The organism is Mycobacterium sp., assembly GCF_052143115.1.
Taxonomy (GTDB): Bacteria; Actinomycetota; Actinomycetes; order Mycobacteriales; family Mycobacteriaceae; genus Mycobacterium.
The window spans coordinates 1-20,567 of sequence record NZ_JBKQTQ010000297.1 but is presented as its reverse complement, the minus strand read 5'-3'; the positions used below and the strand labels follow the sequence as shown (position 1 = coordinate 20,567).

At 66.3% G+C, this 20,567-nt stretch carries 18 protein-coding genes and 3 pseudogenes; 10 read left to right on the top strand and 11 right to left on the bottom strand.

From position 1 onward, the window contains the following. Positions 1-137: 137 nt before the first annotated feature. Positions 138-956, top strand: coding sequence for a DUF3710 domain-containing protein (locus tag ACLQI9_RS29255; protein ID WP_442378715.1), 819 nt, complete (start codon positions 138-140; stop codon positions 954-956). Here ACLQI9_RS29255 and ACLQI9_RS29250 read toward each other — a convergent pair. Then, positions 953-1,618, bottom strand: coding sequence for a serine aminopeptidase domain-containing protein (locus ACLQI9_RS29250; protein ID WP_442378754.1), 666 nt, complete (start codon positions 1,616-1,618; stop codon positions 953-955). The two genes, ACLQI9_RS29255 and ACLQI9_RS29250, sit on opposite strands and share 4 nt — an antisense overlap. A 187-nt stretch (positions 1,619-1,805) precedes the next feature. Between ACLQI9_RS29250 and ACLQI9_RS29245 the strand changes: the two genes are divergently transcribed. Both ACLQI9_RS29245 and ACLQI9_RS29240 read left to right on the top strand, forming a co-directional pair. After that, a complete protein-coding gene (locus ACLQI9_RS29245; protein ID WP_442378716.1) occupies positions 1,806-2,174 on the top strand; it encodes an OB-fold nucleic acid binding domain-containing protein in 369 nt (122 codons plus the stop codon). 35 nt (positions 2,175-2,209) lie between these two features. Continuing rightward, the gene (locus ACLQI9_RS29240; RefSeq protein ID WP_442378717.1) at positions 2,210-2,911 is read left to right on the top strand and encodes a DUF3159 domain-containing protein; all 702 of its coding nucleotides are present in this window, start codon (positions 2,210-2,212) and stop codon (positions 2,909-2,911) included. Here the strand turns inward: ACLQI9_RS29240 and ACLQI9_RS29235 are convergent. Both ACLQI9_RS29235 and ACLQI9_RS29230 read right to left on the bottom strand, forming a co-directional pair. After that, a complete protein-coding gene (locus ACLQI9_RS29235) occupies positions 2,862-3,524 on the bottom strand; it encodes a potassium channel family protein (RefSeq protein ID WP_442378718.1) in 663 nt (220 codons plus the stop codon). The genes ACLQI9_RS29240 and ACLQI9_RS29235 overlap by 50 nt on opposite strands. A gap of 83 nt (positions 3,525-3,607) precedes the next feature. Continuing rightward, the gene (locus ACLQI9_RS29230; RefSeq protein ID WP_442378719.1) at positions 3,608-4,273 is read right to left on the bottom strand and encodes a potassium channel family protein; all 666 of its coding nucleotides are present in this window, start codon (positions 4,271-4,273) and stop codon (positions 3,608-3,610) included. Between the two features lie 95 nt (positions 4,274-4,368). On the opposite strand from ACLQI9_RS29230, the gene ACLQI9_RS29225 reads away from it, so the two are divergent. Beyond that, a complete protein-coding gene (locus ACLQI9_RS29225) occupies positions 4,369-6,363 on the top strand; it encodes an APC family permease (RefSeq protein ID WP_442378720.1) in 1,995 nt (664 codons plus the stop codon). A gap of 32 nt (positions 6,364-6,395) precedes the next feature. After that, positions 6,396-7,574, top strand: a complete 1,179-nt coding sequence (locus ACLQI9_RS29220; protein ID WP_442378755.1) for a class I SAM-dependent RNA methyltransferase — start codon at positions 6,396-6,398, stop codon at positions 7,572-7,574. A 9-nt stretch (positions 7,575-7,583) separates the two neighbouring features. Here ACLQI9_RS29220 and ACLQI9_RS29215 read toward each other — a convergent pair. From ACLQI9_RS29215 to ACLQI9_RS29195, 5 genes and pseudogenes are all read right to left on the bottom strand, one after another. After that, positions 7,584-8,872 (bottom strand): annotated as a pseudogene (locus ACLQI9_RS29215) (SLC13 family permease). A 25-nt stretch (positions 8,873-8,897) separates the two neighbouring features. After that, positions 8,898-9,344, bottom strand: coding sequence for a CBS domain-containing protein (locus tag ACLQI9_RS29210; RefSeq protein WP_442378756.1), 447 nt, complete (start codon positions 9,342-9,344; stop codon positions 8,898-8,900). 365 nt (positions 9,345-9,709) lie between these two features. Beyond that, positions 9,710-10,177 (bottom strand): CBS domain-containing protein, encoded by a 468-nt coding sequence (locus ACLQI9_RS29205; RefSeq protein WP_442378721.1) that lies wholly within the window; start codon positions 10,175-10,177, stop codon positions 9,710-9,712. A 119-nt stretch (positions 10,178-10,296) separates the two neighbouring features. After that, entirely contained in the window at positions 10,297-11,598 is a 1,302-nt protein-coding gene (locus ACLQI9_RS29200) for an SLC13 family permease (RefSeq protein ID WP_442378722.1), read from the bottom strand. A gap of 55 nt (positions 11,599-11,653) precedes the next feature. Continuing rightward, a complete protein-coding gene (locus ACLQI9_RS29195; RefSeq protein WP_442378757.1) occupies positions 11,654-12,097 on the bottom strand; it encodes a CBS domain-containing protein in 444 nt (147 codons plus the stop codon). 170 nt (positions 12,098-12,267) lie between these two features. Between ACLQI9_RS29195 and dxs the strand changes: the two genes are divergently transcribed. Then, positions 12,268-14,184 (top strand): 1-deoxy-D-xylulose-5-phosphate synthase, encoded by a 1,917-nt coding sequence (gene dxs / locus ACLQI9_RS29190; RefSeq protein WP_442378723.1) that lies wholly within the window; start codon positions 12,268-12,270, stop codon positions 14,182-14,184. Positions 14,185-14,196: 12 nt separating this feature from the next. On the opposite strand, the gene ACLQI9_RS29185 is transcribed toward dxs, so the two are convergent. The 3 genes and pseudogenes from ACLQI9_RS29185 to ACLQI9_RS29175 form a co-directional block, all read right to left on the bottom strand. Next, positions 14,197-15,465 carry an HRDC domain-containing protein gene (locus ACLQI9_RS29185; RefSeq protein ID WP_442392508.1) on the bottom strand — a complete coding sequence of 423 codons (1,269 nt, stop codon included), beginning with the start codon at positions 15,463-15,465 and terminating at the stop codon, positions 14,197-14,199. A gap of 1 nt (position 15,466) precedes the next feature. Beyond that, positions 15,467-16,101: pseudogene (locus ACLQI9_RS29180) on the bottom strand (DUF3000 domain-containing protein). Between the two features lie 82 nt (positions 16,102-16,183). Continuing rightward, the gene (locus ACLQI9_RS29175; protein ID WP_442378725.1) at positions 16,184-16,996 is read right to left on the bottom strand and encodes an enoyl-CoA hydratase/isomerase family protein; all 813 of its coding nucleotides are present in this window, start codon (positions 16,994-16,996) and stop codon (positions 16,184-16,186) included. 125 nt (positions 16,997-17,121) lie between these two features. Between ACLQI9_RS29175 and hemE the strand changes: the two genes are divergently transcribed. The 4 genes and pseudogenes from hemE to ACLQI9_RS29155 all read left to right on the top strand — a co-directional run. Then, a complete protein-coding gene (gene hemE / locus ACLQI9_RS29170; RefSeq protein WP_442378726.1) occupies positions 17,122-18,171 on the top strand; it encodes a uroporphyrinogen decarboxylase in 1,050 nt (349 codons plus the stop codon). Continuing rightward, entirely contained in the window at positions 18,168-19,550 is a 1,383-nt protein-coding gene (locus ACLQI9_RS29165; RefSeq protein ID WP_442392507.1) for a protoporphyrinogen oxidase, read from the top strand. The genes hemE and ACLQI9_RS29165 overlap by 4 nt, the downstream gene beginning before the upstream one ends. Before the next feature lie 5 nt (positions 19,551-19,555). Beyond that, entirely contained in the window at positions 19,556-20,260 is a 705-nt protein-coding gene (hemQ, locus tag ACLQI9_RS29160) for a hydrogen peroxide-dependent heme synthase (RefSeq protein WP_442378728.1), read from the top strand. 58 nt (positions 20,261-20,318) lie between these two features. Further along, a pseudogene (locus ACLQI9_RS29155) lies at positions 20,319-20,567 on the top strand (class I SAM-dependent methyltransferase); the annotation flags it as partial.

The window sequence follows — 20,567 nt, the reverse complement described above, 5'->3', positions numbered from 1 at the left end:
GCGCCGGCGACGATGCAGAGCGAAGTGATGAGGAGGAGCGGCGTGCTGGCCGCGCCGGCGACGATGCAGAGCGAAGTGATGAGGAGGAGCGGCGTGCTGGCCGCGCCGGCGACGATGCAGAGCGAAGCGATGAGGTAATGGCATTCGGTAGACGCAAATCCAAAGACGAGCCGGCCGACGAATCGGAAGTCCGGGAAGTTCCGCAAGTCCCGGAGGTCGCCGCCGCACCCCCGGAACCGGAAAGGTCGGTCGAGAACGCGGTCGCCGACGACTTGGAGGGCCCGTTCGACGTCGAGGATTTCGACGATACCGCGGCCGCTGAGGCGGGCCGCCTCGATCTCGGTTCGGTGCTGCTGCCGATGCCGGCCTCGGCCCAGCTGCAAGTCGAGCTGACCGAGACGGGCATCCCCAGCGCGGTATGGGTGGTGACACCCAACGGTCGCTTCACCATCGCTGCTTACGCGGCGCCGAAGACCGGCGGTTTGTGGCGCGAGGTGGCCACTGAGCTGGCCGACTCGCTGCGTAAGGACGGGGCCGCGGTGAGCATCCAGGAGGGTCGCTGGGGCCGGGAGGTGGTTGGCACTGCGACCGGCGTGGTGCGGTTCATCGGGGTCGACGGCTACCGCTGGATGATCCGCTGCGTCGTGAACGCCTCGGCCGAGACCATCGATGCGTTGACCGACGAAGCGCGGGAAGCGTTGGTAGACACCGTGGTTCGTCGTGGCGACACTCCTTTACCGGTTCGGACGCCACTGCCGGTGCAGCTGCCCGAGCCGATGGCGTCACAGCTGCGCGAGGCTGCGGCCGCGGAGGGTGCGCCGGAGGGTCAGGCGGTCGCGCCGCCGAACCCTAACGTTGGGGGGGAAGAGGGGCCGACAGACTCCCCAGCGCCGACCGCGCGCCGCAGTGCCGCCGGATCGGCGATGCAGCAGTTGCGCAGCACCACCGGCGGCTAAAGGTCGCCCAACGCCGCCAGACACGCGGCGCCGAGTGCCGCGGGATCGGCGCCGATCTGATCCAGCGTCACCGTGCGCAACGCTGCGCGCGGTGCGGCGGCCGCCCACTCCAGCCCGACCTCGAGGGGGTGTATCGGGTCGTCTGTCGCGGCGGCAACGCCCATTGGCACCGCCAGCCGCTGCAGCTGTTTGCGGGTGGGAGCAACATAGGTCGCCGCTTCTTCCATGGCGTCGGGTAAATGCGGCCACTGGCTGCGCCATGACCGGGTCAGCTCCTCGGCCAACCACGGCGGGCTGGACGCCTGCATCTGCGCCGTCGTTGCGGCCAAACCGTCGTGCCGCAGCTGGTCCGCGGAGTGCCGGGCCGCAATGGCGGCGGGAGCATCGCCGGGCGGACCGGTCCAGGCCGGCAGCGCGGCCAACACGGCCACCGCGCGATCGGGATGCTGTAGCGCCCAGGCCGCGGCCACCGCGGCCCCGATCGAAACGCCGCCGACGGCGATCGGACCGCGGCGCGCAGCGTCGTCCAAAGCCGTCAGGTAGCCGTCGATCAAGTGATTTGGCTGCGGTGGCGGTGCCAGGACCCGCGCGCCGGCATCGTGTAGCGGCCCTGAGAATGCCCGGGTGACGTAGTCGTCGTCGGACCCCGTTCCCGGCAGCATGACGGTCGTCGCCCCGCCCAGGTTGATAGCCACCCCTAGATACTGCCCGGGCGCTATCTGGGTATCCGCAAAAGGCACTGCGAGACCTCGTGGCACTGGGGAACTAACCGGTCTACGGTTTCCGTTGGCGTGAGAGGATCGACTTCCACCGGTGGAAGGTGGACCTACAGGACGGTCAGGAGTTGTCATGGCGGCGGAAGGTTATCTGCGCCGGCTGACTCGTCGGTTGACGGAGGACCCCGAGCAGCGCGACGTCGAGGAATTGTCCGACGAGGCAGTCAATACCGGGGCGCAGCGAGCCATCGACTGTGAGCGAGGCCAAGAGGTCACCATGGTCGGAACGCTGCGCTGCGTGGACACCAACGCCAAGGGCTGCCCCGGCGGGTTGCGCGCCGAGCTGTTCGACGGCACCGACACCGTGGCGCTGGTGTGGTTGGGGCAACGCCGGATTCCCGGCATCGACTCGGGCCGCACGCTGCGAGTCCGCGGCCGGCTCGGCACGCTGGAAAACGGCACCAAGGCGATTTACAACCCGCACTACGAAATTCAGCGGTGAAGCGCCTAGTGAACGGTGCGACAGACGCCAGTGACATGACGCCGGCAGCCGAGAGCGAAGCGCGGTCCGAGGCTGCACAGCCCACCCCGGCCGAGCGGGTGATGGCACAGCTGGGTGGCGTGTCCGGGATGATCTATTCCTCGCTGCCGGTGCTGGTCTTCGTCGGCACCTCGAGGCTGCTGGGCTTGGCGGCGGCGGTCGGCGCCGCCCTCGGCATCGCCACGCTCATCCTGCTGTGGCGGCTGATCCGGCGCGAGTCCGCGCAGCCGGCGGTGTCGGGACTCATCGGCGTCGTGGTCTGCGCACTGATCGCCTACATGCTGGGGCAGTCCAAAGGCTATTTTCTGCTGGGCATCTGGACGTCGCTGTTGTGGGCGGCGGTATTCGCGGTGTCCATCCTGATCCGGCGGCCGGTTGTCGGCTACATCTGGAGCTGGCTGGGCGGGCACGATCGAGCCTGGCGCGACGTCCGCCGTGCGGTCTACGCCTTCGATATCGCCACGCTCACCTGGGTGCTGGTCTTCGGCGCACGCTTCGTGGTGCAGCGAGTGCTCTACGAATCCGACCACACGGGCTGGCTCGTGGTGGCACGGATCGCGATGGGGTGGCCGCTGACCGCGGCGTCGGCATTGGTGACCTACCTGGCGATCAGGGTGGCGCAGCGCGCTCTGGAGACGACCAGCACCGTTACTGCAGAGGCAGCAACAGCTGGCGCAGCTCTTCCTCCACCTCGGTGACCGCCACAAACAGCAGCTCGTCACCGCCTTCCAGCGGCTCGTCGTCCTGCGGCACGATGACCCTGGTCCCACGCAGGATCGTCACCAACGCGGCGTCCCGCGGCAGCTGCAACCTGCGCACCGGCTTGCCGCCCCACGGCGTGTTGTCGGGCAGCGTGATCTCGACCAGGTTGGCCTGACCGTTCCGGAACTCCATCAGCCGCACCAGGTCTCCGACCGCGACGGCCTCCTCGATCAAAGAACACAACATCCGCGGGGTGGACACCGCCACATCGACGCCCCAGGCGTCGGTGAACAGCCATTCGTTGCGGGGATCGTTGACCCGGGCCACCACGCGGGGCACTGCGAACTCCGTCTTGGCCAGCAAGCTGAGCACCACGTTCGCCTTGTCGTCGCCGGTGGCGGCCACCACGACGTCGAATTCCTCCAGGCGTATCGACTGCAGCACGCTCATCTCGCAGGCGTCGCCGAGCCGCCAGTGCGCGCCCTTGATGGCGTCGACGTCGATGTGCTCGGGGTTGCGGTCGATCAGTGACACGTCGTGACCGTTGTCCACGAGTTCGCGGGTGACCGAGCGGCCGACCGCGCCGGCTCCGGCGACAGCTACCTTCATTAGCGCCACTCTCCCCCGCAAGCGGGTGGTACCCCCACAATCCCGGCTGCGGGGTCTTTATCGTCGTCGGCGCGTTTCATCGGCTAGAGGTCCTCTCCGGGCGGTAATGCCGCGATGGCCAATGCCTCAGCCACACGGCCTGATATGGCGGCGACATAGACCTGATCGCCGGCCTGGATGACCGTCTTCGGCTCGGGAAGCACGCCGGTACCGAATCGGATCAAGAACGCCACTCTTGCGCCGGTGGCCGTCTCCAGATCGGTGGCCCGGCGGCCCACCCAGTCCTCGTGCAGCGCGACCTCGGCGACGGCGACGGTCCCGGTCGGGTCTCGCCACTTGGTGGTCTCGGTATCCCGGGTGAGCGCGTTGAGCAGCCGATCGGTCGTCCACGGCACGGTGGCAATCGTGGGAATGCCGAGCCGTTCATAAACCTGGGCACGTTTGGCGTCGTAGATCCGCGCCACAACCCGCGGCACGAGGAAGATTTCCCGAGCCAGCCGGGCCGAAATAATGTTCGAGTTGTCGCCGGATGACACCGCGGCGAAGGCATCGGCCTCCTCGATACCGGCCCTGAGCAGCACGTCTCGGTCGAATCCGACACCGTGCACGCGCTCACCGGCGAAGTCCGGGCTCAGCCGACTAAACGCCTTGCTGTCACTGTCGATGACCGCGACGTCGTGGCCGAGCCGAGACAGCCCGTCGGCCACCGACGACCCCACCCGACCGCACCCCATCACAACCACTCGCACTTGCGGGTCCTCTCGGCGCGCGTGTTACTTGTCAGGCCCCACCGCTGTCAAGAGAACCGTACCGGCAGTCCCGGGTGGGCTTACTCTTGGCTCTCGTGTCCAAACTTTCGACTGCGGCGCGTCGGCTGGTTTTAGGTCGGCCGTTTCGCAGCGATCGGCTGAGCCACACACTGCTGCCCAAGCGGATCGCCTTGCCGGTGTTCGCTTCCGATGCGTTGTCCTCGGTGGCTTACGCCCCCGAGGAGGTCTTTCTGATGCTCTCGGTGGCCGGCCTGGCGGCGTACTCGTTGGCACCGTGGATCGGCGTCGCAGTGGCGGCGGTGATGCTGGTCGTGGTGGCCAGCTACCGGCAGAACGTGCATGCCTACCCCTCCGGCGGCGGCGACTACGAGGTGGTCACAACCAACCTGGGTCCCAATTCCGGCCTCACGGTGGCAAGCGCTTTGATGGTGGATTACGTTCTCACGGTGGCTGTTTCGACGGCTTCGGCCATGTCGAACATCGGGTCCGCCGTCCCGTTCGTTGCCGACCACAAGGTACTGTTCTGCGTGAGCGCGATCCTGCTGGTGATGGCGCTGAACCTGCGCGGTGTGCGCGAATCCGGGGTGGCCTTCGCCATCCCCACCTACGCGTTCATCCTCGGCGTAGGCATCATGCTCGGTTGGGGATTGTTCCGGATTTACGTGCTGGGCGAGCCACTACGGGCCGAATCCGCCGGTTTTGTGATGCATGCCGAGCGCAGCCAGATCGCCGGCTTTGCGTTGGTGTTCCTGGTGGCGCGGTCGTTCTCATCGGGCTGCGCGGCGCTGACCGGTGTGGAGGCGATCAGCAATGGGGTGCCGGCGTTTCGAAAACCCAAGTCGCGCAACGCGGCAACGACGCTGCTGCTGCTGGGCACGATCGCGGTGAGCCTGTTGATGGGCATCATCTTGCTGGCCAAGGAGACCGGGGTTCAGATCGTCGACGATCCCGCCACCCAGCTGAGCGGCATCCCACGCGACTATCAACAGAAGACTCTTGTCACTCAGATCGCGCATGCGGTCTTCGGCAGCTTCCAGATCGGGTTCCTGCTGATCGCCGTGGTGACCGCGCTCATCCTGGTGCTGGCGGCCAACACGGCGTTCAACGGGTTTCCGGTACTGGGCTCGGTGCTGGCCCAGGACAGTTACCTTCCCCGCCAATTGCATACTCGCGGGGACCGGCTGGCCTTCTCCAACGGCATCGTGTTCCTGGCGGTCGCGGCCCTCGCGGCGATCATCGCTTTCCAGGCGCAAGTCACCGCGCTGATTCAGCTGTACATCGTCGGGGTATTCATTTCGTTCACGCTGAGTCAAATCGGCATGGTCCGACACTGGACTCGGCTGCTGCGCAACGAGACCGATCAGGCCGTCCGCCGAACGATGATGCGCTCCCGGGTGGTCAACACGATCGGTTTCGTGGCCACCGGCACGGTGCTGTTCGTCGTATTGATCACCAAGTTCCTTGCCGGAGCGTGGATCGCTGTTGTCGCCATGACGTTACTTTTCGTCGTGATGAAGCTGATCCGCAAGCATTACGACACCGTCACCCAGGAACTGGAGCGGCAGGCCACCGACGACCATGAGGTTGTGTTGCCCAGCCGCAACCATGCCGTGGTGCTGGTGTCGAAGTTGCATCTGCCGACACTGCGCGCGCTGGCCTATGCGCGCGCGACGCGGCCCGATGCGCTGGAGGCCATAACCGTGAGCGTCGACGACGCGGAAACCCGTGAGCTGGTCCGCAGATGGGAAGACAGCGATATCAGCGTGCCGCTGAAGGTCATCGCTTCGCCGTACCGCGAAATCACGCGCCCGATACTGGATTACGTCAAACGCGTAAGCAAGGAATCGCCGCGCAGCGTGGTGACGGTCTTCCTCCCGGAGTACGTCGTGGGCCATTGGTGGGAGCACCTGCTGCACAACCAGAGCGCGCTGCGGCTGAAGGGCAGGTTGCTGTTCATGCCCGGTGTGATGGTGACATCGGTTCCCTGGCAACTTAATTCGTCGGAGCGGCTCAAGACGATGCAGCCGCACGCGGCCCCAGGCGATGCCCGTCGGGGGATCTTCGATTGACCCCTGAGTTCACCGCGGGGCCATCACCCGCTCTGGGGGAATTGACGTTGACCGTCGGTGCGCCGGCCAACGGGGGCAGCTGCGTGGCACGTCACGACGGCCGGGTGGTGTTCGTCCGCTACGCGCTGCCCGGCGAGCGGGTGCGGGCGCGGGTCACCGCAGATCGGGGCTCGTACTGGCACGCCGAGACGGTCGAGGTGATCGAACCCTCGGACGATCGCACCGCGTCGCTGTGTCCCATCGCCGGGGTGGACGGCGCCGGGTGCTGCGATCTGGCTTTCGTCGACCCGGCGGCGGCGCGTGTGCTCAAAGCCGAAGTGGTGTCCAATCAGCTTGCCCGTCTTGGCAATTACCACTGGCATGGGATCGTCGAACCGCTGTCGCCAGTCGGCCCGACCGGTTGGCGAACCCGGGTCCGGCTCGACATCGGCGCTGACGGGCGGGCCGGATTTCATCGCTACCGCAGCGATGAGCTGGTCGCCGATCTCAATTGCGGTCAGCTGCCGGCCGGGATGACCGACGGTGTGGCTTGCACCGAATGGCTGCCCGGCGCGCAACTGCACATCGTCATCGATGACGACGGTCAGCGGCATGTGGTCCGCACGGCGCGACAGGGCCGACGAACCTCGACCGAAGTGGTGGAGGGCAACTACCAAGGCGTACAGCGGGCGGGTCGGCACAGCTGGCAGGTACCGGTGACGGCCTTCTGGCAGGCCCACCGCGACGCGGCACGGACTTACAGCGAACTGGTCAGCGACTGGGCTCAACCGGGCCCAGGCATGACCGCCTGGGATCTCTACGGTGGCGTAGGGGTTTTCGCCGCGGTGCTCGCTGATGCGGTGGGGGAGTCCGGACGGGTGCTGAGCGTCGATAGCTCGCGGGCGGCGTCGCGGGCGGCGCGAGCCACGTTGGCCGATATCCCGCAGGTCAGTGTGATCACCGATTCGGTGCGCAGGGCGCTGACCGCTCAACGCGGCGGTGCCGATGTGGCCGTGCTGGATCCTCCGCGCGCCGGCGCCGGACGCGACGTGATCGACCTGCTGGCCGCGGCCGAGGTCCCGCGGGTGGTGCACATCGGTTGCGAGGCAGCGTCGTTCGCCCGCGACATCGGTTTGTACCGGAGTCACGGCTATGCGGTCAACAAGATTTCGGTGTTCGACTCGTTCCCGCTGACTCACCACATCGAGTGCGTCGCGCTGTTGACGCGTTGACGCGCAGGATCAAGCGAGGACGAAATACCGGAGCCACAAGTAGAGCGCGCAGAGCACGGTCGAAATCGTGGTGATCACCATGCCCTTGCGGGTGAATTCCCATAACGAGATGGGGTTCCCGGATCGCAACGCGATGCCGAGCATGACGATGTTGGCACTGGATCCTACGGCGGTCAGGTTGCCGCCCAAGTCGCCGCCTAACGCCAGCGACCACCACAGCACGTGGTGGTGCGAATGGCCCGCCATTGTCGAGGCCAGGTGGCTGACGATCGGCGTCATCGTGGCCACGTAGGGGACGTTGTCGATGAAACCGGACACCAGTGTCGAGACAACCAGGATCAGCATGGTAGCCAGCAAGACGTTGCCGCCGGTGAATTTGGCCGCCAGCTCGCCCAGAATCTTGATGACCCCGGTCTTGAGCAGGGCGCCGACCATGATGAACAGGCCGACCATGAACAGCAGGGTGTCCCATTCGACGTTGGACAGGTACTCGGACTGTTCCAGCCGGGAGGTCAGGATCAGAATACCGGCGCCCATCAGCGCCACCAGGGACGGCGCGATGTGGATCGCCGGGGCGAGGATGAACCCGACGAACACCACGACCATTACAACGCCGCATCTGATGAGCAGCCGTCGATCCCGGATGGTTTCGCGCTCTTGCAGCGACATCACGTCAGCAACTCGTTCGGCACTGACGGCCGAAAAGCCACAAAACATCAGCGGCGCCACGGCGAGCAGGACAAGCATCACAATGACGACGATCGGGGCCATGTTCGCCAGGAAGGCGTTGAAGGACAGGGCCTTACGGGCACCGATGATGATGTTCGGCGGGTCGCCGACCAATGTCGCCGCACCCCCGACATTGGAGGCGAACACCTCGGCCAGCAACAGCGGTACCGGATTGATGTCCAGCGCATCGCAGACCAGCAAGGTAACCGCGGCGATCAGCAACACCGAGACGACGTTGGGCAGCACTGCCGAGGCGAGCGCCATCACCAGCTCAACAGCCACATGATGCGCACTGGCGAGCCGTTGGCGCGTTTGACGGCCCAGATCGCGACGTATTCGAACACACCGGTCTGGCGCAGGACGCTGACGATCATCATCATCCCGAGCATCAGAAAGATGACATCCCAGTCGATTCCGTTGTCCTGGGAGTAGAACACGTCGGGAGAGTCCATCACCGGCAGGCAGATCATCAACCCGGCGCCCACCAGCGCGACCTTGGTCTGGTTGAAGCGCTCGCTGATGATGAATGCGTAGGCGACAACGAACACCGTGATCGCGTAGTACATCATTGGCGAGGCTCCCCCGAAGGCCCGATCAATCTTTGAGTGCTGCGGCCAGTAGGCGTGATGCGGTGATCACTCCGTGCAACCTTCTCTTTTTGACGACGGCGACCAGCGGACTACGCACGCGCGCCATCAGCTCGGCCACCTCGATGATGGTGTCGTCGGCGTCGACCACCGGCACATACTGACGTTGCTTGGGCAGCACGTCGCGAATCGTCTTGCCGTCCAGCTTCGCTGCGGCCTGGTCGGCCATCGATTCGGTGAACACGCCGGCCAGCCCTGGGTCTTCTTGCACGTAGCCGGGCACGATGAATCGGACGACCTGGGACGCCGGGAGGATGGCGTACGGTGTTTCGGACGTGTTGGTGACAACCACCAGTCCGTTCAGCCGGTGCTCGGCAAGCAAGCGGACCGCGTCCAGCGCGGGGGAGTCGATGTCGACGACTGGGAACTCCTCGACGATCTCCTCGGCGCGCACGCAGCCCATGATAAATTCCTCTGACGTTCCGGTGTAGGGGGTGCCGTGCTGCGCTGCGGGAGGTGGCGCGGCGGACTGGCAGGCCCTGGGTTAACAGCGCGGCTGGCTTGTGAAATCCTTTGGTGCGCTTGACTAATCGTCGCGGACAGGGTGCCGGTCGGCGAGGGTGACGAACAGTGGGGCTGTCAGATGCACGACAGTCATGTGGGCCCGGCCGCCGGCGTTGGATGGCGACCTTCACTTTGAATTAAGTTCGCGCAGTTGCTCATTGAGCGACCATTGGATGAATCGCCGGTCAGGTTCAAGTGAAGGCGAAGTAAACCAAGGGGCTAACTAGAATGCGCGATGGCGATCGCGGGGATGGTCTATGCCGTGCGGGGTGCACTTTGATCTTTCAGCGCGGCGGCCAGCAGGCGTGACGCGGTGATCACGCCGTGCAACTTGCCGTTTTTGACCACGGCGACCAGCGGACTTCGCAGGCGCGCCATCAGCTCGGCCACCTCGATGATGGTGTCGTCGGCGTCGGCCACCGGCAAGTGCTGGCGTTGCTTGGGCAGCACATCGCGGATCGTCTTATTGCCCAGCTTCTCCGCGGCATGGTCGGCCATCGATTCGGTCAACACCGCGGCCAGCCCGGGGTCGTCTTGCACATAGCCGGGCACGATGAATCGGACGACTTGAGAGGCCGGCAGCACGGCGTACGGCGTTTCGGACGTGTTGGTGACCACCACGAGACCGTTCAGCCGGTGCTCGGCAAGCAGGCGGACGGCATCAAGCGCATTTGAGTCGATATTCACGACCGGGAACTTCTCGTCAAGATCCTCTGCCCGCACACCGTCACAATACTTCCCGCGGAGAGCTCCGGTGATCATGTTCGGCGTTGGGGTTTTGTAAAGGCTCCGGGCCGATGCGGCCGATGGGTTGCACTCCCGACCCGCGGCCGACGGGCGGGCTAGCTGAACACGAAGTAGCGCAGCCACAGATAACCGACGGAAATCACCGCCGAGACCAGGGCCACTACCGCCCCTCTTTTGGTGAAATCCCAGAACGACACCGGGTTGCCGGAGCGTTGGGCAATCCCGACTACGACGATATTCGCGCTGGCCCCCACGGCGGTGAGGTTGCCGCCGAGGACGGTGCCCAGTAGCAGGGCCCACCACAGCACGCCCGAGTTGGCATGGCCGTGAATGGACGAGACGAACTCGCTGACGATCGGTGTCATCGTGGCGGCATAGGGAACGTTGTTGACAAACCCGCTGAACAGGAAGGACACCCCGAGGATCAGCATCGTGGTCAGCCATTCATTGCCGTGGGTCGCATGGCTGGCCGCATGAGCCAGGTTGTTGATGACGCCGGTCCTGACCAGGGCCCCGACCATGATGAACAGTCCCGCGAAGAACAGCAGCGTTTCCCACTCGACGCTGGACAGGTAGAACTCTCGGTCCAGGCCGGAGATCACGATCAGGATGCCGGCGCCGGTCATCGCCACCAGTGACGGCTCCATGTGGATCTCTTTGTGCGCGACGAACCCGGCGAACACCGCAAGCAGAACGATTCCGCATTGGATCAGCAGCTTGCGATCACGGATCGCTTCGGTCTCGTCCAGCGACATGACATCGGCGACCCGCTCGGGATCGACGGTGAAAGAGCCGGGAAATAGGCGCGGGATCAGCGCCAGCAGGGCGGCGAGCACGATGACCACCGCCGGCCCCATGTTGGCCAGGAACGAAATGAAACTCAGGTGGGCTCCGGTGCCGATGATGATCGTGGTCGGGTCACCGACCAGGGTGGCCGCGCCACCGATGTTGGCGGCGAACGCCTCGACGATGAGAAATGGCACCGGACTGACTGCCAGTCGGTCGCACACCAGCAGGGTGACCGGTGCGATCAACAAGACCGTGGTCACGTTGTCCAGGAAGGCCGACCCGACGGCGGTCACCAGCACCAGCAGGATCATGATCCGCAGCGGAGACCCCTTGGCGCGCTTGGCCGACCAGATCGCTATGTATTCGAACACCCCGGTCTGGCGGACCACGCTGATGATGATCATCATCCCCAGGAGCAAAAAGATGACATCCCAGTCGATCCCGGTGTCGCGCGAGTAGAAGACCTCATCGGAATTGATCACCGGCAAGAAGAACACGGCTGTCGCGCCGGCCAGCGCCACCATGGTCTTGTTGAAACGCTCCGTGGTGATCAACGCGTAGGCGACCACGAATACCGAGGCCGCATAGATGGCGTGAACGGTGTTCATCGGCTGTCCGGCCGTCGGGCGCGCACCTTGCTCAGCATGCGTGGCGAACCGGCGCTCAAGATTTGAGCGCCGCGGTCAATAGGCGTGACGCGGTGATCACGCCGTGCAGACTGCCGTTCTTGGTGACTGCGATCAGCGGACTTCGCAGCTGCGCCAACTGCGCGGCCACCTTGATGACGGTATCGCGGGCATCCGCCGACTTAATGTTGCGCAGGTAGTCGGGCAGCAGGTCGCCGACCGTCATGCCCGCCAAGTTCCGGGTGGCCTGGTCAGCGGTCGAGTCGCCCAGAACGCCCGCTAACGTCAGGTCATCCCGCACATAGCGCGGCAGGATGAATCGCAGGATTTCGAAGGCCGGGAGCACTCCGTACGGCTTTCCGGACGTGTCGGTGACCAGGAGTGCCGGCAGATTGTGCTCGGCGATCATGCGGGCAGCCTCGACTGCGTCGGAGTCGACGGACATGATTGGGAAGTCCTCGGCGATGTCCTCTGCACGCATATCGCGACGATCCGTCCATGTCATGAGCGCGGTCTCGTCGACCGTGCAAGTCATCGTCCACTCCTGAGTAGCAGGAAACGACGGCGACCAGGCTTCCCGGCACCGGGGCCTAACCTATCAGGCGCGCTTTCGCACCGCGCGCCGCCGGCTTCGCTGCGTACACTGGCTGAATGCTTGAACAGATCCGCGGGCCCGCCGATCTGCAGCACCTCTCGCAGGCGGACTTGCGTGATCTGGCCGCCGAGATCCGCCAGTTTTTGATCCACAAAGTCGCCGCAACCGGAGGCCATTTGGGCCCCAACCTCGGCGTCGTCGAGCTGACGTTGGCGTTGCACCGGGTGTTCGATTCACCGCATGATCCGATCATCTTCGACACCGGTCACCAGGCCTACGTGCACAAGATGCTGACCGGCCGCTCCACGGACTTCGAGACCCTGCGCAAAAAAGGTGGTTTGTCGGGTTATCCCTCCCGGGCCGAGAGCGAACACGACTGGGTCGAGTCAAGTCACGCCAGCGCGGCGTTGTCCTACGCCGACGGGCTGGCCAAGGCATTCGAGCTGACCGGGCACCGAAACCGGCACGTGGTGGCGGTGGTGGGCGACGGCGCGCTCACCGGCGGGATGTGTTGGGAGGCACTGAACAACATCGCGGCGGCCCACCGGCCGGTGGTGATCGTCGTCAACGACAACGGCCGCAGCTATGCCCCGACCTTCGGCGGCTTGGCCAACCATCTGGCCGCTCTGCGGCTGCAGCCCAGCTACGAGCACTTGCTGGAGCGGGGTCGTAGCGCGGTTCGCGGAATGCCGGTCGTCGGTGAATTCGCTTACCAGTTCATACACAGCGTCAAAGCCGGTGTGAAGGACGCACTTTCGCCGCAGTTGCTGTTCACCGACCTCGGGCTGAAGTACGTCGGGCCGGTCGACGGCCACGATGAGCATGCCGTGGAGACGGCGCTGCGCAGCGCGCGCGGATTCCGCGGCCCAGTGCTGGTCCACGTCGTCACCCTCAAGGGCCGCGGCTACGGCCCGGCCGAGGCCGACGAGGCCGAGCAGATGCATTCCTGCGGGGTGATCGACCCGGCGACCGGGATTGCCACCAAGGTCGCGGGACCAAGCTGGACGGCGACGTTCTCCGACTCGCTGATCGACTATGCGACCAAACGCCGCGACGTCGTCGCGATCACCGCTGCCATGCCGGGGCCCACCGGGCTGACGGCATTCGGGCAGCGTTTTCCGGATCGGTTGTTCGACGTCGGCATCGCCGAGCAGCACGCGGTGACGTCGGCGGCTGGATTGGCCATGGGCGGGCTGCACCCGGTGGTGGCGATCTATTCGACATTCCTCAATCGCGCGTTCGACCAAATCATGATGGACGTGGCGATGCATCAGCTGCCGGTCACGATGTTGCTCGACCGGGCCGGGATCACCGGCCCGGACGGTGCCAGCCACAACGGCATGTGGGATCTCTCGATGCTGGGCATCGTCCCCGGTATGCGGGTTGCCGCGCCCAGGGACGGCACAAGACTGCGCGAGGAGCTCGGTGAGGCGCTCGACATCGACGACGGTCCCACAGCGATCAGATTTCCGAAAGGTGATGTCGGCGAAGACATTCCGGCACTTCAGCGGCGCTCTGGTGTAGACGTGCTCGCGGTGCCCGCCGATGGGCTGACCGCCGATGTGCTGCTGGTGGCGGTCGGGGCGTTTGCGTCGATGGGCCTGGCGGTGGCCGAGCGGCTGCGCAACCAGGGCATTGGCGTGACGGTGATCGACCCGCGGTGGGTGTTGCCGGTTTCGGACGTGGTGGCCGAATTGGCGCTTACGCACAAGCTGGTCGTCACGATGGAAGACAACGGCGTCAACGGCGGTGTCGGCTCGGCGGTGTCAGCGGCGTTGCGGCGCGCGGAGATCGACGTGCCCTGCCGCGATGTCGGACTGCCGCAACAATTCTTCGATCACGCGTCGCGCGGCGAGGTGCTCGCCGACGCCGGTCTGACCGAGCAGGACGTCGCGCGCCAGATCACCGGATGGGTGGCTGCACTGGGCAACGGGGTCGAGTCCGCAGCAGAGATCAGCGAACAGCTGGACTAGCGACGCCGACTGTCAGGCAACGGGTTTCAACGCTGCGGCCAGTACCGGGACCACCAGCTCACGCTGCCAACCACGGGCCTGGCCGGCAGTCAGGAACTCGTCAATCGCCGTCGCCCGGTCCTCGACGTCCTCCCAATCCCAGCAGAGCCGTCGCACCAGGTCGGGCGAAACCAGGTTCTCGGTCGGCACCGAGACCTGTTGGGAGAGTTCGCGCAGCGCGGTGCGGGCCGCGTCCAGGCGCGCTGCGGCCTCTGGTCTGCGCTTGGGCCAGCGTGCCGGCGCCGGCGGCCCGTTGGGCGGTTCGGCCTCCTCCGCAGGACCGCGGTTCGCCCGCGCTGATTCCAGCGCAGCCAACCATGTCGCGGCGCTACGGCGCTGCCTGCGACCGCCGAATATCGGCAAGGCAAGCAGGTCGTCGAGGGTCTTTGGATCGGCGGTGGCGGCGTCGATGATCGCCGAGTCGGGCAAGATCCGCCCCGGCGCGATATCGCGGCGTTGGGCGATTTCGTCGCGCGCTGTCCACAATTCACGAACCGCGGCCAGGCCGCGCTGGTTGCGCACCCGGTGGATACCGGATGTGCGTCGCCAGCGATCCCGTCGAGTCGGTGGTGGGGCCTGGCCGACGGTCCGTAGATAGTCGAATTCCTCTGCGGCCCAATCGGTTTTGCCTTGTTCAGCCAGCACCCCTGCGATCGCGTCCCGTAGTTCGATGAGCACTTCCACATCGAGCGCTGCGTAGTTCAGCCACGCCGCTGGTAGCGGACGCTTGGACCAGTCGGCCGCGCCGTGCCCTTTGGCCAGACCCAGACCGAGCAGCCGTTGCGCCATGGCCGCCAGGTTGACCCGGTCGAAGCCGACCAACCGTCCGGCCAGCTCGGTGTCGTACAGCGCCGGGGGCCGCATGCCGACCTCGGCCAGACACGGCAGGTCCTGATCGGCTGCGTGCAGAATCCACTCGTCCTCCGCGAGCACCTCGGCGACGGGCCGCAGCACGCTCAGCGGGTCTCCGCCGTGGCTGACCGGATCGATCAGCACGGTGCCCGCGCGAGCGCGGCGGATCTGAATCAGATACGCGCGGTTGGAGTAACGGAACCCCGAGGCTCGCTCGGCGTCGACCGCGAACGCTCCATGGCCGCCGGCCAGCACGTCCGCGGCGGCAGCGATCTCGCGGGCAGTCGTCGAGAGGTCGGGCACACCGTCGGCGGGATGAAGCAGCGGCGTGACGTCTGGTTCCGTGCTTTCCGGCTGATCGTCTGCCGCTTGAGGCAGCTGGGAAGCCATCTCAGACGCGGGACCGCGTGCCCAAATCCGTCACCCCGACCGGCGGCAGCCCCGCGGCATGCTCGAGCACCTCGCAGAACGCCTCGACGTGTGTACCGATGTCCGGGGTGATCGCGGTCCAGGACGCGCGCAGCTCCAACTGGTGGGCGCGCGGCGGTCCGGAGATGTCCCCGTAGCGCACCGAGGTGGTGGCGGTGACCGTGCCGCCGAGCGCGGTCACGTGCTCGGCGCGGCTGTCCAGCGCTTCGACCAGCCAGCTCCAGGCCACTTCGGGCAGCAGCGGGTCGACGGCCTCGCTGGAGTCCAGGTCGGCCTGAATGTAGGCGACGAGCCGCATGGTGCCGTCCCAGGCATCGGCCCCATCCGGGTCGTAGAGCAGGATCAGCCGGCCGAACGCGTCACCGTCGGACTGCTCCGGCACAAGGTCGAGCTCGGGACGCTTGACCTCGGCGCCAAGCGCGTAGCTGTACGGCGCGAGACGCTGGGGCGGCCGGATGGGGCCCAGCTCGATCTCCGAACGCACGCTGGCACCACTCATCGCCTCGACCGCCTCGCGGAACGGGACCGGTTCGGCTGAGCTCACGAGCGCCGCTCCTCCTCATCCTTCCGCCCTGCGCCGTTGCAGGCGAAAATCACGACCTCTGACGCTAGACCTATCTGCGGACACGCGGAAAAAGGCGCGCCGTTTATCCCCGGCGGGGCGGGCGGCAACGCTGAGTTACTCGGCGGAGAAACGCGCCGGCCGCTTCTCCCGGTGGGCGGTCAGACCCTCCCGGACGTCAGGCCCGTCGAATCCAAGAAACTCCAGGCCAAGGGCGGTTTCGAAGGCCGGTGCGAACATCCGGTACCAGTGGTTGAGGCTGTGTTTGGTGAAGCGGATCGCCGACTGCGCCCCGTGTGCCAGATCCGCCGCGATGCGGGTTGCGGTGGCGAGCACATCGTCGTCGTCGACGCACATCGAGACCAGCCCGATCCGCTCCGCTTCCTCGCCGGATAGCGGCTCACAGGTGAGCAGGTAGTACTTGGCCTTGGCCATGCCGACGAGCAGCGGCCAACAGATGGCGGCGTGATCACCCGCGGCCACACCCAGCTTCGTGTGGCCGTCGATGATCTTGGCGGTTCGCCCGGCCACCGAGATGTCGGCGAGCAGCGCCACCACCAGGCCCGCGCCGACCGCCGCCCCGTGAATCGCCGAAATCACCGGCTTGTCGAAATTGACCATGTTGAGCACCAGATCGCGGGCCTCGCGCATGATGCGCAGCCGGTCGCTGAATTCACCCATGGTCTCGTCGATCAGGTCGAAGCTGCCCCCGGAGGAGAACGCTTTGCCTTCGCCGCGGACCAAGACGACGCGCGCATCCGGGTCGCGACCGATCGCCGGCCAGATGTCGGCGAGATCGCGGTGCATCTGCGGCCCGACCGAATTGAGCCCGGGAGCGTCGAGAACGACGTTCAGCACTCCGTGGTCGGCGCGTTCGATTCGCAGGCTGGGAAACTCGTCGTAGCTGACTGAGGGGTGACGAACTGGCATCCCGGCTCCTGACGACACATCGGCTGACGGACTTTGCACGACGACGTTACGCAGGTCTACCGCAGACTAGGCCGAGACTCCCTGGCGGACCGCTTCAACCGCTGGCCATGGCAGCATTGATGCTGATGACTACGCGTCGCACGCTTCCCGAATCGCCGTACCTGGCCGCGGCCGCCGGTCGCAAACCGCACCGGGTGCCGGTGTGGTTCATGCGGCAGGCCGGCCGATCGCTGCCCGAATACCGTGCGCTGCGGGCGGGTAAAAGCATGATGGCGGCCTGCTTCGACGCCGAACTGATCAGCGAGATCACCCTGCAACCGATACGCCGTCATGACGTCGACGCCGCGATCCTGTTCTCCGATATCGTGGTCCCGCTGCGCGGCGCCGGTGTCGACTTGGACATCGTCCCCGACGTCGGACCCGTCATCGCAGCGCCGGTTCGCACTGCTGCCGACATTGACGCACTGAAACCTCTTGAACCGCAACGTGTTCAACCGGTGTCGGAGGCGGTCTCGCTGCTCGTGCAGGCGCTGGGCGATGTTCCGCTGATCGGGTTTGCCGGGGCGCCGTTCACGCTGGCGTCCTACCTGGTCGAGGGTGGCCCGAGCCGCCACCACCCCCGCACCAAGGCGATGATGCTGGCCGAACCGACCTGCTGGCATGCACTGATGGAGAAGCTGACCGACCTCACCGTCGAGTTTCTGCGGGTTCAACTCGACGCTGGGGTGGATGCGATTCAGGTATTCGACTCGTGGGCGGGCGCGCTGTCGCTTGCCGACTACCGTCGATATGTATTGCCGCACAGCGCGCGGGTGTTCGACACACTGGCCGACCGCGGCGTTGCGATGACACACTTCGGGGTCGGCACCGCCGAACTGCTGGGCGCTATGTCGGCCGCTGGCGCGCCGGTGGTCGGCGTTGACTGGCGGACCTCGTTGGTCGACGCCGCGGCCCGAGTCGAGACCGGAACGGCACTGCAAGGCAACCTCGATCCGGCGGTGCTGCTGGCAGGCTGGCCGGCGGTGGAGCGGGCCGCGCGCGCGGTGGTCGACGACGGTCGACGGGCCATCGACGCCGGCGCGGCCGGGCACATTTTCAACCTCGGGCACGGGGTGTTGCCGGAAACCGATCCCGGTATTCTCACCGACCTGGTGTCTCTGGTCCACTCGCTATGACGTCCGGTGCTTGCTCGTATTGTGTTGTCGGCGGGGGCATCTCGGGCCTGACGGCGGCCTACCGGTTACGGGTGGCCGTCGGTGACGAGGCGAGCATCACGCTGTTCGATCCGGCTGACCGGCTCGGCGGGGTGCTGCGCACCGAGCGCGTCGGCGGGATTCCCATGGACGTCGGCGCCGAGGCGTTCGTGGTACGCCGCCCCGAGATGCCGTCGCTGCTCGCCGAACTGGGCCTGGCGAACCGGCAAGTCGGTACCACCGGAGCGCGCCCGCTGATCTACAGCCAGGAACGGCTGCATCCGCTACCGTCAGCCACGCTCAACGGCATTCCGTCGTCTGCGGAGTCAATGGCCGGTCTGGTGAACGATGCCACCCTCGCGCGTATCGCTTCCGAGCCGAGTCGTCCGTTTCGCTGGCAGCCCGGCGGCGATCCCGCCGTGGCCGACCTGGTGGCAGACCGGTTCGGCGAGCAAGTGGTGGCCCGGTCGGTGGATCCAATGCTCGGCGGAATTTACGCGGGATCGGCCGCGACGATCGGACTACGCTCGGCCGCCCCGACCCTGGCTGCCGTTCTGGACGCCGGCGCCGCCCACCTGACCGACGCGGTTCGCCAGGCGCTCATGAGCGTCACCGCCGGCCCGGTATTCGGCGCGGTGGGCGGCGGCTACGCGGTGCTGGTCGACGAGCTGGTCCTGCGCAGCCGGCTCAATTGGGTACAGGCGGCGGTGGCAGGGATCGAGGCCACTGAAGCTCCTGCGCGTGGCTGGACGCTGCGCGACGACGCCGGTTCGCACTGGCGCGCCGACGCGGTGGTCTTAGCCGTCCCGGCTGCCCGCCTGGTCGGGCTCGTCGAGGGCATCGCACCGCGCACCGCCGCTGCGGCCAGCCGCATCGTCAGCGCCTCCTCGGTGGTGGTGGCGCTGGCCGTGCCGCGCGGTATCCGCTTCCCGCAGAGTTCGGGCGTGCTGGTCGCCAGCGGAGAACGGTTGCGCGCCAAAGCAATCACGTTGTCGTCGCGGAAATGGGGACGGCGGACCGACCTGGAGCTACTGCGACTCTCGTTCGGGCGCTTCGGCGATGCGCTGGCCAGCCGGGCGTCCGACGACGAGCTGCTGGCGTGGGCGATACAGGACCTGGGCACCGTTTTCGGGCTGACCGTCGACCCGGTGGATGCCTGCGTGCAGCGCTGGCCGGACGCGATGCCGCAGTACGGGCCCGGCCACCGCGACCTGGTCGCGGAGCTGCGCGCCGGCCTGCCGCCGACGCTGGTGGTGGCGGGTAGTTATCTCGACGGGATCGGGGTGCCGGCGTGCATCGCCGCGGCCGGCCGAGCGGTCACCGGCGCGATCCGGGCGGTCGAAAACCCCGTGGCACGATAGTTCTCATGACCCGCTTGGACTACGACGCGCTCAACGCCACCGTTCGCTATTTGATGTTCTCGGTGTTCTCGGTTCGCCAAGGGGCACTTGGCGCAGAAGGAGAGGCCCGTGGGACCGTCATCGACGACACCGCGACCTTCCTCAAACAGCGGGAGGAGCGCGGCGTTGTGGTGCGCGGTCTTTATGACGTCGCGGGCCTGCGGGCAGACGCCGATTTCATGATCTGGACGCACGCCGAAACCGTTGAATCGCTGCAGGCGACCTACCAGGATTTCCGGCGCACCACCGCGCTGGGCCGGGCGTGCACGCCAGTGTGGAGCAGCGTCGCGCTGCACCGTCCGGCCGAGTTCAACAAGAGCCACATCCCGGCATTCCTGGCCGGCGAGGAACCGGGTGCATACATCTGCGTCTACCCGTTCGTGCGGTCCTATGAGTGGTATCTGCTGCCCGACGAGGAGCGCCGCCGCATGCTCGCCGAACACGGCATGGCGGCCCGCGAATACAAGGATGTCCGGGCCAACACCGTGCCTGCGTTCGCGCTTGGCGACTACGAATGGATCCTGGCCTTCGAGGCCCCTGAACTGCACCGCATCGTCGACCTCATGCGCGAGTTGCGAGCCACCGACGCTCGCCGGCACACCCGCGAGGAGACGCCGTTCTTCACCGGGCCGCGGGTGCCGGTCGAGCAGCTGGTGGCGTCGCTGCCATGATGATCCCGAGCCCGTCAGGTCGTTGCATCGCCGATAGTTCACGTTATATCGTTAAGCCATGAATCAGCCAGCACAGGTCGACCCCAGCCGCTTTGAAGAGATGTATCGCGACCAGCGGGTTTCGCACGGCTTGCCGGCCGCCACACCATGGGACATCGGCGGCCCGCAGCCCGTCGTACGGCAACTTGTCGCACTGGGGGCGATCAAGGGCGAGGTTCTCGACCCGGGTACCGGTCCGGGTCACCATGCCATTTACTACGCGTCACAGGGCTATTCGGCGACTGGCATCGACTCCTCACCAGCGGCA